The 13393-nt window shown below is 72.8% G+C and carries 11 protein-coding genes and 1 tRNA gene; 2 read left to right on the plus strand and 10 right to left on the minus strand.

The window, feature by feature from the left end; genetic code table 11:
• Positions 1 to 14 precede the first annotated feature (14 nt).
• The 9 genes from ABZW30_RS07405 to ABZW30_RS07445 form a co-directional block, all read right to left on the minus strand.
• Positions 15 to 1241 (minus strand): glycosyltransferase 87 family protein, encoded by a 1227-nt coding sequence (locus ABZW30_RS07405; protein WP_355670068.1) that lies wholly within the window; start codon positions 1239 to 1241, stop codon positions 15 to 17.
• A gap of 323 nt (positions 1242 to 1564) precedes the next feature.
• Positions 1565 to 1638 (minus strand) — tRNA-Ala (locus ABZW30_RS07410).
• A 70-nt stretch (positions 1639 to 1708) separates the two neighbouring features.
• Positions 1709 to 2710, minus strand: a complete 1002-nt coding sequence (locus ABZW30_RS07415; protein ID WP_355670069.1) for a hypothetical protein — start codon at positions 2708 to 2710, stop codon at positions 1709 to 1711.
• Positions 2711 to 2859: 149 nt separating this feature from the next.
• Positions 2860 to 3468: a GNAT family protein gene (locus ABZW30_RS07420; protein WP_355670070.1), complete on the minus strand. Its 609-nt coding sequence runs from the start codon at positions 3466 to 3468 to the stop codon at positions 2860 to 2862.
• Positions 3469 to 3482: 14 nt separating this feature from the next.
• On the minus strand, positions 3483 to 3986 hold the full coding sequence (locus tag ABZW30_RS07425; protein ID WP_355670071.1) for a MogA/MoaB family molybdenum cofactor biosynthesis protein: 504 nt from the start codon (positions 3984 to 3986) through the stop codon (positions 3483 to 3485).
• Between the two features lie 150 nt (positions 3987 to 4136).
• Positions 4137 to 4637 carry a cyclic pyranopterin monophosphate synthase MoaC gene (gene moaC, locus ABZW30_RS07430; protein ID WP_355670072.1) on the minus strand — a complete coding sequence of 167 codons (501 nt, stop codon included), beginning with the start codon at positions 4635 to 4637 and terminating at the stop codon, positions 4137 to 4139.
• Between the two features lie 192 nt (positions 4638 to 4829).
• On the minus strand, positions 4830 to 6167 hold the full coding sequence (gene glp / locus ABZW30_RS07435) for a gephyrin-like molybdotransferase Glp (protein WP_355670073.1): 1338 nt from the start codon (positions 6165 to 6167) through the stop codon (positions 4830 to 4832).
• Between the two features lie 25 nt (positions 6168 to 6192).
• Positions 6193 to 7110, minus strand: a complete 918-nt coding sequence (gene galU, locus ABZW30_RS07440; protein WP_355670074.1) for a UTP--glucose-1-phosphate uridylyltransferase GalU — start codon at positions 7108 to 7110, stop codon at positions 6193 to 6195.
• A 51-nt stretch (positions 7111 to 7161) separates the two neighbouring features.
• Complete coding sequence (locus ABZW30_RS07445) at positions 7162 to 8070, minus strand: diguanylate cyclase (protein ID WP_355670075.1); 909 nt, start codon at positions 8068 to 8070, stop codon at positions 7162 to 7164.
• A gap of 62 nt (positions 8071 to 8132) precedes the next feature.
• Between ABZW30_RS07445 and ABZW30_RS07450 the strand changes: the two genes are divergently transcribed.
• Complete coding sequence (locus tag ABZW30_RS07450) at positions 8133 to 8708, plus strand: 5-formyltetrahydrofolate cyclo-ligase (protein WP_355670076.1); 576 nt, start codon at positions 8133 to 8135, stop codon at positions 8706 to 8708.
• Positions 8709 to 8786: 78 nt separating this feature from the next.
• Here ABZW30_RS07450 and ABZW30_RS07455 read toward each other — a convergent pair whose 3' ends face one another.
• A complete protein-coding gene (locus tag ABZW30_RS07455; RefSeq protein WP_355670077.1) occupies positions 8787 to 11507 on the minus strand; it encodes a penicillin acylase family protein in 2721 nt (906 codons plus the stop codon).
• A 273-nt stretch (positions 11508 to 11780) separates the two neighbouring features.
• Between ABZW30_RS07455 and ABZW30_RS07460 the strand changes: the two genes are divergently transcribed.
• The gene (locus ABZW30_RS07460) at positions 11781 to 13265 is read left to right on the plus strand and encodes a potassium/proton antiporter (RefSeq protein WP_355670078.1); all 1485 of its coding nucleotides are present in this window, start codon (positions 11781 to 11783) and stop codon (positions 13263 to 13265) included.
• Positions 13266 to 13393 lie beyond the last annotated feature (128 nt).

A 13393-nucleotide genomic window follows, 5' to 3' on the forward strand; every position in this document is an offset into this window, starting at 1 on the left:
TCGACTCTGATCCGTCAGGTCCGATTGGTCAGGGCGGGGTCACGGTCGGGCTCGGTGCCCGGGACGGGCCTCAGCAGCGCCCAGGCGCCGGCCGAGGCGTCGACGGCCTCGCGCCAAGCACGGTGGAGCCGCAGTCCGACGACGGCCAGCACGGCGATGCCGAGCGGTGGGTAGACCGAGCCGGGCAGCTGCCAGTACCAGGCGACCCCGCGGCCCCAGCGGTGCGGGACGGTCCACATGACGTGGGAGAGGAACACCAGCAGCGTCACGGCCAGCAGCGCCTGCCGGGCCCGGGTCCGGGCCTCCACCACGAGCAGGGCGATCAGCGGGATGCACCAGACCCAGTGGTGGGTCCAGCTGATGGGGGAGACCAGCAGCGCGGTGAAGGCCGCGCAGACGGCACCCCAGGCGTCGGCCCGGCGCAGCACCCGGGCGGAGCGCCCGGCCAGCACCGCCACCCCGAGCCCGAGCGCGCCGACCAGCGCGGAGGCGATCACCCCGACCAGGCCGGGGTCGTTGACGTCGAGCAGCCGGCAGACGGCCCCGCGCAGCGACTGGTTGTCCACCAGGACGGTGACGCCGACCCGGCTCGGGTCCCAGAGGTAGGTGCTCCAGAACCCGTGCGAGGCGTCCGGCAGCGCGATCCAGCCGATCAGGCCGGCGCCCAGGAAGGTGCCGATCGAGACCAGGCCGGCCCGGACCCGGCCGGTCAGGAACAGGTAGACGGCGAACAGGCCCGGGGTGATCTTGATGGCGGTGGCGAGCCCGATGCCCACGCCCTTGAACCGGCTGCGGTCCGAGCGGGTCAGGTCCCACAGCACCAGGCAGAGGATGCCGAGGTTGACCTGGCCGTACTGGAAGGTGGTGTACACCGGCTCCAGCCAGACGCCGAGGCCGGCCGCGAGGATCACGGCGGCCGGGCGGGTGCGCCGGGGCCAGCCGGCCAGCCGGAGGGAGAGGTGGACGGCCAGGGCGAGCAGCGCGTAGTTGAGGAGCATCACCAGGACGCGCAGGGTGCTCACGTCGAACCAGGTGCTCGGGACGAACAGCATCGCGGCGAACGGCGGGTAGGTGGCCGGAAGGTCCCAGCCGGGCAGCCGCATCGCGTACAGGTCCTGGCCGTTCACCACGGCCTGGCCCTCGGCCCGGTAGACCAGCATGTCGACCATGGTCGCCCCGTGCAGGTGCCGCACCAGGACGAACGCCGCCAGCGACACCGCCGCCGCGCAGGCCGCCGCCACGGTCCAGGAATTCGGTCTTCCGGTTGCCGGGCCGCCGGGCCCCTCCGGGTCCGCTTCTCGCGTCCACCGTTTCAGACCGAACTCGCGCACCGCGATGGCACCCCGTTGAGATAGACCAGATCGTTCCCTCGTCAGCGTCTGGGCCCAACCACCATAACCGACCCCTCTGAGACCCAAACGGCGTCAGATTCCGCCCCGGGAAGGCCCTGTGACCTCCACCACTGCCGGCGCTCGGATCGGCTCCGGAACCGCAAAACGCGAAATCCCGCCGGGAGTTGACTCCCGGCGGGATTTGCTGGACCGACCGGAGTCGATCCGTTGGGTGGAGCTGAGGGGATTCGAACCCCTGACCCCCTCGATGCGAACGAGGTGCGCTACCGGACTGCGCCACAGCCCCAACGAGAAGAAACTCTAGCACCTTTCGGAGGGGGTCTGTGACCACCCTCCTGGTCGGAGGGTGGTCACGGTCATTCGTTGGCCGCGCGGGGGCGGGTCTCCGGGGCCGGGGCCTCGGCATACTGATCGAACAGCGGGGTGGTGCGGGACTCGGTCGGGCGCCCAGCGGTCCAGGTGCCCGGGGCCGACAGGTCGAGGCCACGGGAGACCCGGGGGGCGACCGGCGCGGTGACATAGGTCGGCAGCGGGACGGGTACCGGCTCCCAGGAGTCCGGGCCGGCCGCACCGCGCTCGCGCATGCCGTCGACCCACTCCTCGTGCTCGGTCGCCTCGGCCACCGCGGAGGCGGACACCGAGACGGTGGCCTCCTCGGGGTCGGCGGCCAGCCGCAGGTGCGGGCGGCGGCCGGGCGGCCGCTCGGCGGGCGCGGCCGGGTCCGGCTCCGCGTCGACGGGGACCTCGGCCGGGGTGCGCTCCGCCTCCGGGGCCTCGGCCCGCTGCTGCTCGCGCCGCCGCAGCTGCTCGGCCGCCTGGGCGGCCCGGGCGCGGTCCAGCTTCACCTCGTACCGCTGGCGCTCCAGCTTGCGCAGGTGGCCGATGTAGAGGGTGAGGAGGGCCGCCGGAATCGCCGGGACCCAGAGGAAGGTCAGTCCGGCCACCGCCGCGGCCACGGCGCCGAGCGCGAAGGCGAGGAAGAGGGCGGTGACCATCCGGCGCCGGCGGGCCAGCAGCCGCGCCCGGCGCTCGGCACCGGCCGGCCGCGCGGGCACCGGGCGTTCGGCCGGGCGCTCCGCAGGGGGTTCGGGCTCCCGCACGGCGGGGTCGTCGGAGGCGGCCTCGTCCCGTGCGGGAGGACCGTCGTTGCTGTGCTCGTCGTCACGCGGTTCGTCGCCCAGGGCCCGGGCTGCCCGCCGCTCCAGCGCCGAACGCCCGGCCAGCAGGCGGATGGCGGTGCTGAAGCGTTCCGTCGGGCGCGCCTCGTTGAGTTCGTCCTGCCTGCGGAGCCACATCGGCACCAGATAGGCGGCCCAGGCCCCTACGATGACGGCGTAGATAAGGCCGCTACTGCTCACGATTCACACCGTACGGGCGCCGGGAAGGCCTGGCAGCAATTTGGCGCGGCGTGTCGTGTGATCAAGCTGATTCTCCGACTATTTTGCCGGCATTTGTGACGGTCCGCCACCGCGTCGATGCCATATCGATATTTCTTTCGAACATATATTCAATTACCTGGATGACGCCCGGCACTGAGCGCCCGCCAGCGCTCCAGCATCCCCTCCGGGACCTCCTCGGCGGTCAGGGCGTAGACCAAGTGGTCCCGCCAGTCGCCGTCGATGTGGAGATAGCGCGGGCGGATTCCCTCCGAGCGGAAGCCCAGCTTTTCCACCACCCGTCGGCTCGGGCCGTTCTCCGGGCGGATGCAGACCTCGATCCGGTGCAGCCCGAGTGCGTGGAAGCAGTAGTTCACGGAAAGCGCCACGGCGGTCGGCATGATGCCCCGGCCGGCCACCGCCTCGTCGATCCAGTACCCGACGTTGGCCGAGCACATCGAACCCCAGGTGATCCCGCCGACGGTCAACTGCCCCACCAGCTGGCCCTTGTAGAGGACCACGAAGGGCAGCATCCGGCCGGCCGAGGCCTCGTGGCGCAGGAAGCGGACCATCTGCCGGTACGTCGGGCGGGGCCCGGCGGCCCGGCCCGCCGGGCCGGGCGGCACGGTGGCCTCCCACCGCCGCAGCCAGTCCCGGTTGCGGCGGCTCACCTCCTGCCACTCGCGCTGATCACGGGCCCGGATCGGGCGCAGCGTGACCTCCCCCTCGTGGAGTTCCACCGGCCAGCCGGCGTTCAGTGCGCTCTCCCGGAGGCCGGTGCGTCGGGCCGGGGGTGGTCCCCGCCCCCGAGTTGGTCGACGGCATGGGCGAGCAGCGGCTCCAGGACGGCCAGGCCGTCCTTGACGCCGCCGGTCGAGCCCGGCAGGTTGACGATCAGGGTACGTCCGGCGAGCCCGGCGAGCCCGCGGGAGAGCACCGCGGTCGGCACCTTGTCGCGGCCGTAGGCACGGATGGCCTCGGCGATGCCGGGGATCTGGCGGTCGATCACCCGGGCAGTCATCTCGGGGGTGAGGTCCATCGGCGAGATGCCGGTGCCGCCGGTGGTCAGCACCACGTCGTACCCGGCGGCGACGGCCTCGCGCAGGACGGCCTCCACCGGCTCGCCGTCCGGGACGACCCGGGGGCCGTCGGCGGTGAAGCCCATCGCGGTCAGGCCGGCCACCAGCAGCGGGCCGCCCTTGTCCTCGTAGACCCCGGCCGAGGCCCGGTTGGAAACGGTCACGGCAAGAGCCCTCATGCGCCCACCTCGCTTCGCTCGGCAGGGGCATTCGCCCACCCGCACCTCTTGACGGTTCGCTCGCACCGCTCGCTCACGCGCCCACCTCGCTTCGCCCGGCAGGGGCATCCGCCCACCCGCACCTCTTGACGGTTCGCTCGCACCGCTCGCTCACGCGCCCACCTCCGGCGCGAACCAGTCGCCGCTCTTGCCGCCGGTCTTGCTGAGCACCCGGACGGACTCGATGCTGGCGCCCTTGTCCACCGCCTTGACCATGTCGATCACGGTCAGCGCGGCCACCGTCACCGAGGTCAGCGCCTCCATCTCGACGCCGGTGCGGTCGGCGGTCTTCACGGTCGCGGTGATCTCGACCGCGTCGTCCGCGACGGTGAGGTCGACCTTGACCCCGGAGACCGCGATCGGGTGGCAGAGCGGGATCAGGTCCGGGGTCCTCTTGGCGCCCATGATCCCGGCGATCCGCGCCACCGCGAGGGCGTCACCCTTGGGCACGCCCTCGCCGCGCAGCAGCTCGACCACCTTCGGGGAGACCCTGACCCGCCCGGCCGCCACGGCGGTGCGCGCGGTGGTGGCCTTCTCGGAGACGTCGACCATCCGGGCCGCGCCCTGCTCGTCGACGTGGGTGAGGCGGTCGCCGGGGCTCGGTGTCGTCACGGGTAACTCCAGGGGCGCGCAGGTCGAATACCGCGCTACCGTACCCCTCCCCCGACCCCGGGGTGGCAGCCACTCGCCCGCTCGCCTCCGGGGCGCTCCGACCCGGTGCCGACGGTCGGCGCTCCGGCGCTCGTGCCTCGCTGGTCGCTTCTCCCTTTCGGCACCGGCGCGCCCCTTCGGCTCGGGGCGGCCTCAGGAGTGCAGCAACACCACGTCGACCTCGCTGCCGGCGGGCAGTTCGGTGACGTCCTCGGGGACGGTGATCAGGCAGTCGGCCTTGGCCAGCGCGCCGACCAGGTGCGAGTCGGCGCCGCCCACCGGCTCGACGGTGCCGTCCACCGCCGAGTAGCGGCCGCGCAGGAACTGCCGGCGGCCGGCCGGGGAGCGCAGCGCGGTCGGGCAGAGCGCGCGCACCACCGGGCGGTGGACGTCGGCGGAGCCGAGCATGGTGCGGATGACCGGGCGGACGAAGAGTTCGAAGGAGATGTAGGCGCTCACCGGGTTGCCGGGCAGGGCGAGCAGCGGCACCCCGGCCGCGCCGCCGATCCGGCCGAAGCCCTGCGGCTTGCCGGGCTGCATCCGCAGCTTGCGGAACTCGACGCCGCCATAGGACTCGAAGACCTCCTTGACCACGTCGTACGCGCCGACGCTGACCCCGCCGCTGGTGACGATCAGGTCGGCCCGGCCGAGCTGGTCCTCCAGGACGGCGCGCAGCCGGTCGGCCTCGTCCGGGACGGCGCCGACCCGGTAGGCGATGGCGCCGGCCTCCTGGGCGGCCGCGGTGAGGGTGAAGCTGTTGGAGTCGGCGATCTGCCCGGGCCCGACCGGCTCGCCGGGCTGGACCAGCTCGCTGCCGGTGGAGAGCACCACCACCCGGGGGCGCGGGCGGACCTTCACGGCGGCCCGGCCGATCGCGGCGAGCAGGCCGATCTGGGTGGGGCCGAGCCGGGTGCCGGCCTCCAGGACGGTGGTGCCGGCCGCGACGTCGCTGCCGCGGCGGCGGATGTGCGCGCCCTCGGCGACCGGGCGCAGCACCCGGACCTCCTCGTCGGCGACCGGCGCGGTCATCGCCGCGGCGGCCACCCCGGTGCCGGTGCCGCCGTCGGTCCACTCGACCGGGGCGACGGCCTGGGCGCCGGGCGGCACGGGGGCGCCGGTCATGATCCGGGCGGCCTGGCCGGGGCCGACCTTGGGCAGTTCGCCCGCGCCGGCCGCGATGTCGCCGACCACCGGGAGCACCGACGGGTAGGTGTCGGTGGCGCCCTCGGTGTCGGCGGTGCGGACGGCGTAGCCGTCCATCGAGCTGTTGTCGAAGGGCGGCAGGTCGCCGTCCGCGACCACGTCCTCCTCGAGCCGGCAGCCCTGGGCGTCGAGCAGCGGGAGCTCGATCGCCGGCAGCGGGCCGACCGCGGCGAGCACGTCGGCGAGGTGCTCGTCCACGCTCCAGGAGCGAGGAGCCGCCGGTGCCCGGTCCGCGGACCCGTCGCAGCAGGCTGCGGGGGTGGTGCTGTGCTCCGTGGACCCGGTCATCGGCGGCTCGCTCTCTGTCGTGGTGTCAGTCCTGCAGCTCGGAGCCGACGAACTCCCGCAGCCAGGAGCGGAACTCCGGGCCCAGGTCCTCGCGCTCGGCGGCCAGACGGACGATAGCGCGCAGGTAGTCGGCGCGGTCGCCGGTGTCGTAGCGGCGGCCCTTGAAGAGCACGCCGTGCACCTGGCCGCCGTCCGCGGCATCGCGGGTGGTCAGCTCGCGCAGGGCGTCGGTGAGCTGGATCTCGCCGCCGCGGCCGGGCGGGGTCTCGCGCAGCACGTCGAAGACCAGCGGGTCGAGGACGTAGCGGCCGATGACGGCGTAGTTGGAGGGGGCCTCGCCCGGCTCGGGCTTCTCGACCAGGTCGGTCACCTGGAAGACGTCGTCGCCGAAGCCGTTGGCCTTGACGGCGGCGCAGCCGTACAGGTGGATCTGGGAGGGGTCGACCTCCATGAGGGCGACGACCGAGCCGCCGAGCTCCTGCTGGACCTCGATCATCCGGGCGAGCAGCGGGTCGCGCGGGTCGATCAGGTCGTCGCCGAGCAGGACGGCGAAGGGCTGGCCGGCGACGTGCTGCTCGGCGACCGAGACGGCGTGGCCGAGGCCCTTGGGGTCGCCCTGGCGGACGTAGTGCATGTTGGCCAGCTCGACGGACTCGCGGACCCGGCGCAGGCGGTCCTCGTCGCCCTTGCGGACGAGCAGCTCCTCCAGCTCGTAGGCGCGGTCGAAGTGGTCCTCCAGCGCGCGCTTGTTGCGGCCGGTGACCATCAGTATGTCGGACAGGCCGGCCGCGGAGGCCTCCTCCACGACGTACTGGATCGCCGGCTTGTCGACGACGGGCAGCATCTCCTTCGGGGTGGCCTTGGTCGCCGGGAGGAAGCGGGTGCCCAGTCCGGCCGCGGGTACCACGGCCTTGGTTACCGGAATACGGGGGGTCGTCGTCATGCGTTTACCTTACTCAGGCACGTTTTCGCCCGGCCGAGCGCCGTCGGACGGCTAGGACAGCGCGTCACGGGGCACGGCCACGGTGGCAGGCGTATGGGAAGCGACCGGCTGGGCAAGAGGGTCCCCTCCGGTACAGGCGGACAGACTACCCGCCTTTCCCGAACGGTCACGTTCGGCAGTCGTCGCCCCGTCCGTACCGGAAGCGGCCTGCTCACCGCGCCCGACTGAGCGCTGCCCGGGGGCCGGGGCGGCCCGCCAGCAGTCGCCGCCGGCCGCCCGGGCCTCGGCCAGTGCCGCGTCGGCGGCCCGCAGCAGGACGGCGGCGTGGGTTCCGTCCTCGGGGAGCACCGCGATGCCGGCCGCGGCGGTGAGGCCGTTGCCGTGGGCCGGGCGGGGCGCCCGGGTGCCGGAGGACCAGTCCAGCAGCAGGTGGCGGCGGACCGACCAGACCAGCCGCTCGGCGACCTGGGCGGCGCCCTCGGCGCCGGTGTCCGGCAGCACCACCAGGAACTCCTCGCCGCTGTAGCGACCGAGGGTGTCGGCCCGGCGGATCTCCATCGCGAGCCGCTGGGCGAGGTCGCGCAGTATCGCGTTGCCGCGGGCCCGGCCGTGCTCGGCGATGACCGCGTCGAAGCCGGCGATCTCCAGCAGCAGCACGGCCAGCGGGCGCGGGCCGTCGGCCTGCTCGGCGTGCTCGGCGCGGCGGGCCCGTTCGATCTCCCGGTCCAGGGTGAGCTGCAGGTGGCGGTAGTTCCACACGCCGGTGAGCGGGTCGCAGGAGGCGGTGCGTTCCAGCTCGGCGCAGCGCTCCTCCAGTTCGGCGACCCGCGCCCGCAGCCGCTCCCGGCCCCGGGCGGCCTCGGCCCGCTCCCGGCGCACGCGCAGCCCGAGCACGGTGGCGCCGGCCAGCGCGGGGGCGCTCAGCGCGGCCAGGGCCTGGACCAGCAGCGGGGTGGACAATCGGGGCGCCCTTTCGCGTGTCAGGCTCTGCGCGTCGACGGTCTGGAGACGTGGAGGATCCGATGCACAACGAGAAGACCGACCTGAGGACACGGCTGTTGACGCGGCGCCGCGCCCTCTCGGCCGAGGGTCGCGCGGAGGCGGCGGACGCACTGGCCGGACACGCCTGGGAGCTGGCCGCGGCGGGCGCCACGGTGGCCGCGTACGTCTCGGTGGGCGCGGAGCCCGGGACCAGGCCGCTGCTGGACGCACTGCGCGAGGACGGAGTGCGGGTCCTGCTGCCGGTGCTGCTTCCCGACAACGACCTGGACTGGGCCGAGTACGCGGGGCCCGAGGCGCTCGCCCCGGCCGGGCGCGGGCTGCTGGAGCCGGTCGGGCCGCGGCTGGGACCGGAGGCGGTGACGGCCGCCTCGCTGGTGCTGCTGCCGGGCCTGGCGGTGGACCGCGGCGGGCTGCGGCTGGGCCGGGGCGGCGGCAGCTACGACCGGGTGCTGGCCCGGCTGGAGCGGGCCGGGGCGCAGCCGGTGCTGGCGGTGCTGCTGTACGAGCACGAGCTGCTGGAACGGGTGCCGGCCGAGTCGCACGACCGGCCGGTGGACTTGGCGGTCACGCCGTCGGGGGTGCGGATCTTCGGGTGAGCCGCCGGCGGCCCCGGGGACGCGGGCGGCCCCGCTCCCTCCGGAAGGGAACGGGGCCGCCCGCGCGTCGTACCGGCGTCAGCCGGTGGTGAGCACCAGCTTGTGCTTGGTCGCCTTCTCCACCGCGTCCGGGGTGAAGGCCCAGGTCAGCAGCTTGCCCTTGAGCCAGAGGTCGGTCTGGTCGTTGTAGTTCTGGTGGAAGGCGTGGCCGGAGGCGCCGCCGACGTTGACCCAGCGCGAGGAGTCCAGGTCGTTCAGGTCGACCACCATGCGCATCGACGGGATCCAGTCGACCTGGTAGCCGGCCGCCGCGTTCCAGCCCGCCGCGTCGACCGCCGCCGAGCCGCCGGAGAGGCGGTACGGGCCGCGGTTGAGCAGCTTGTGGACGGCGCCGGAGGCGATCGAGGAGTTGTCGGTGCCCAGGGTCTGCTCGCGCAGCTCCAGCTTGTGCAGGCGGCCCCAGCTCCAGGTGGAGATGTCCTTGCCGAGCAGCGAGGTCAGGTCCTGCCGGGCGTTCTTCATCGCCTCCTTGAGCAGGTTGTCCAGGCCCTTCTGCTCCTTGTGCTGGGAGTCGATGTACGTCCACCACGAGCTGTCGGGCTTGTCCAGCTGGGCCCGGACCACCTCGGTCCAGCGGTCGCCGCCGTCCGGCTGGGCCTTGCCCGGGTCGCGGGTGCCGCACTCGGTGACGATCTTGCTGGAGCTGTCCGGCTTGGTCGGGTCGTCCTGCTGGCGCACCAGCAGGCAGTTGTTCTTGGCCCGGATGTCGGCCGGGAACTTCTGGCCGAAGGCGAGGTTGAGCAGGTTGCGCCAGACGCCGTTGTAGTAGGCGGCGGCGGCCGAGTCGGCGTCCTGGTGGAAGTTCCAGTCCTTCAGCAGGTCCTGGGCCTCACGCACGTACGGGTCGTCGATCTGCTGCTTGAGCAGCAGCGGGACCAGCGTCTTGGCCATGATGCTGGTGTTGTCCAGCTGCAGGGTCTGCATGTCGTCCGGCGAGATCTTGCCGTTGTTCTTGAGCAGGCCCTCGATCTGGTCGGTGATCTCCTTGGCCCGGGTGCCGTACTCCCAGTCCTTGGTGAGGTTGTACTTGTAGCTCTGGTCCACCACGGCCTGGTTCGCCGTGACGATGTAGCCGGCGGACGGGTTGAGGCTCCACGGCAGCGCGGTGAAGGGGACCGGGTCCGCCTTCCACTGGTACGAGGAGTCCCAGCCGGGGGCCGGCATGGAGCCGTCACCCTTGCCGCGGACCGGGATGACGCCCGGGGCCTGGTAGCCGATGTTCTTGGCGTCGGCGTAGATCAGGTTCTGCGCGGGGACGGCGAAGTCCTTGGCGGCGCCGCGGAACTCGTCCCAGTTGCGGGCCTTGTCCAGCTCGAAGACGGCGTCCATGGTCTTGCCGGGGCTGAGCGCCGTCCACTGCAGGGCGACGCCGTAGCCGCCGGTGCCGCGGTCGGGGGCGGAGGTGCCGTTGGGGGCGTACTTGCCGACGTTCTGCTGCTCGGTGCTCTGGTCGGAGATGAGCGGGGCGCCGGTCTGGGTGGTGCGGACGGTGATGGTGCGGTCCTCGCCGCCGGCGACCTTGATGGTCTCCTTGCGGAGGTCGAACTTCACGTCCTTGCCGTCCACCTGGTAGGTGTCCGGGCCGGTCACCTTCTCCAGGTAGAGGTCGGTGACGTCGGCGCCGAGGTTGGTGAAGCCCCAGGCGACGTCCTTGTTGTGGCCGATCACCACTCCGGGCATGCCGGCGAAGGTGAAGCCGGAGACGTCGAACTGGCAGGCCGCCGACGCGGTCCGGCAGTGCAGGCCCATCTGGTACCAGACCGAGGGCAGGCCGGGGCCGAGGTGCGGGTCGTTGGCCAGCAGCGGCTTGCCGGTGGTGGTGTGCGAGCCGGCGACCACCCAGGAGTTGGAGCCGATGCCCTGGCCGGGGCGGCCGAGCAGCTGCGGCATCGTGTCGATCCGGTCGGTGAGGCCCTGCATCAGCGCCTTGGTGGTGGCCGCGCCCTGGGTGGTGGCGGCGCCGGGGGCCCCGCCGGACTGCGCCGAGCCGTCGGCCGGGCGGTAGGTGTCGCCGGCCACGGTGCCGGTCTTCACGATGGTGCCGTTGCGGGAGTACGGGTACTCCGGGTAGAGCTCGGCGATCTTGTCCGGGCCGAAGTCCTGGGCCAGCAGCGAGCGGTCGATCTCCTCCTGGAGGTTCCCGGAGAGGTTCCAGGCCATCGCCTTGAGCCAGGCCACCGAGTCGACCGGGCTCCACTGCTCGGGCTTGTAGCCGCTGTTGACGGCGCCGAGCAGGGCGTACTCCAGCGAGGCCTTCTCACCGCCGGGGTGCTCGGCCAGCCAGGCGTTCACGCCGTCCGAGTAGGCCTGCAGGTACTTCTTGGTCTCGGGCGACAGCTTGGTGTCGAACTCCTTCTGCGCCACCTGTCGCCAGCCCATGGTGCGGATGAAGGAGTCGGTGTCGACCTGGCTGTCGCCGAACATCTCGGACAGCCGGCCGGCCGTGATGTGACGGCGGACGTCCATCTCCCAGAAGCGGTCCTGCGCCTGGACGTAGCCCTGGGCGCGGAACAGGTCCTCGGCGGTGTCCGCGTACAGCTGCGGGATGCCGTTGGCGTCGCGCTTGACGTCGACCGGCGCGCTGAGGCCCGCCACCTTGACGCTGCCGTCCACCTCCGGGAAGGACGCACGGACCGCGGTGACCCCGCGGTAGCCGCCGTAGCCGACGCCGGCCACCAGCAGCACGACCAGCACGATCACGATCAGACGGGCGCGCCGGAACTTCTTCGAGCGGGGCATCTGGGTCCTTGCGGTCCTGACTTCGGGGCGGGCGGGCGTGTCCAGGGCCTGGGGCCGTGACAGGGCACCACATTAGGCCGAGTCGGCGGAGCGCTGTGAATGGGGGACCAAACTAAAGATATGGCAAAATGTTAGACTGAGTAACGATCCGCAACAGGAGCATTGACGACTTCTTAGCGGGCCGGTGCCCGACAGCACCCTCTCTACACCAACGGAACAACCCCAGCACCACCTGACACCCCGCCCGCCCATGCCTGCCCGAGGTGCCACTGCGTGAACGTCGCCCACCTGAACCAGCTCCTCCTCGAAGCCTCCGTGATCCTCTTGGTCGCGGTGGTCGCCGTACGGATCTCGACCCGATCAGGGCTGCCGAGTCTGCTGATCTATCTCGGGATCGGCGTCGCACTGGGCCAGGACGGAATCGGCGTCACCTTCAACAACGCCGAGCTGACCCAGGTGCTCGGCTACGCGGCGCTCGTGGTGATCCTGGCCGAGGGCGGCCTCAAGACCAGCTGGCGCGAGGTCAAACCGGTGATGCCGGCCGCCACCGTGCTGGCCACGCTCGGCGTCGGGATCAGCGTGTTCGTGACCGCGGCCGGCGCGCACTGGCTGGTCGGCCTGGACTGGCAGACCTCGCTGCTGCTCGGCGCGATCGTCTCCTCCACCGACGCCGCCGCCGTCTTCTCGGTGCTGCGGATGGTCCCGCTGCCGCACCGGCTCACCGGCCTGCTGGAGGCCGAGTCCGGCTTCAACGACGCGCCCGTGGTCATCCTGGTCGTCGCCTTCGCCGGCACCGGCGGGCACGACTCCTGGTACGTCCTGCTCGGCACGATCGCCGCCGAGCTCGCCATCGGCGCCGCGGTCGGCCTGGCGGTCGGCAAGCTCGGCGCGTACGGGGTCAAGCACGTCGCACTGCCCTCCTCGGGCCTGTACCCGATCGCCGTGATGGCGCTGACCGTGCTCGCCTACGCGGGCGGCGCACTGCTGCACGGCTCCGGCTTCCTCGCCGTCTACGTCTGCGCGGTGATCCTCGGCAACTCCAAGCTGCCGCACGGACCGGCCGTGCGCGGCTTCGCCGACGGGCTGGCCTGGATCGGGCAGATCGGCATGTTCGTGCTGCTCGGACTGCTCTCCGCACCCGAGAGCATGGGCGACTCGGTGCTGCCCGCGCTGGTGATCGGCGGGGTGCTGGTCTTCCTGGCCCGACCGCTGTCGGTGGTGCTCTCCATGACCCCGTTCAAGGTGCCCGCCCGCGAGCAGGCGCTGCTGAGCTGGGCCGGGCTGCGCGGGGCGGTGCCCATCGTGCTGGCCACCATCCCGGTGGTCTCCGGCGCACACGAGGCCCAGGACGTGTTCAACATCGTCTTCATCCTGGTCGTCGTCTTCACCCTGCTCCAGGGGCCGACCCTGCCCTGGGTGGCCAAGCGGCTGCGGATCGGCGAGGGCGCGATGGGCCAGGACCTCGGCATCGAGTCCGCGCCGCTGGAGAAGCTGCACGGGCACCTGCTGTCGGTCACGCTGTCGCCGACCTCGCGGATGTCCGGCGTGGAGATCAGCGAGCTGCGGCTGCCCAAGGGGGCGGCGGTCACCCTGGTCGTGCGCGAGGGCAACTCCTTCGTACCGGACAAGGCCACGATGCTGCGCGGCGGGGACGAGCTGCTGGTGGTCACCACGGACGAGGTCGGCGAGGCCGCCGAACGGCGGCTGCGGGCCGTCGACAAGGGCGGCAAGCTGGCGGGGTGGCTGGACAGTCGCTGAGCCCGCCGCCCCGGGGCCCGCCGCCCCGGGGCCCGGCGCCCCGGGGTCCGGCGCCCCGAGCCTTCCCCGGGGGCCCGTTCCCCGCGGCCCGTTCCCCGCGGCCCGGCTGGTCGTGGACTGGGTGGCCT

It is taken from the genome of Kitasatospora sp. NPDC004669, assembly GCF_040609455.1.
Classification (GTDB): domain Bacteria; phylum Actinomycetota; class Actinomycetes; order Streptomycetales; family Streptomycetaceae; genus Kitasatospora.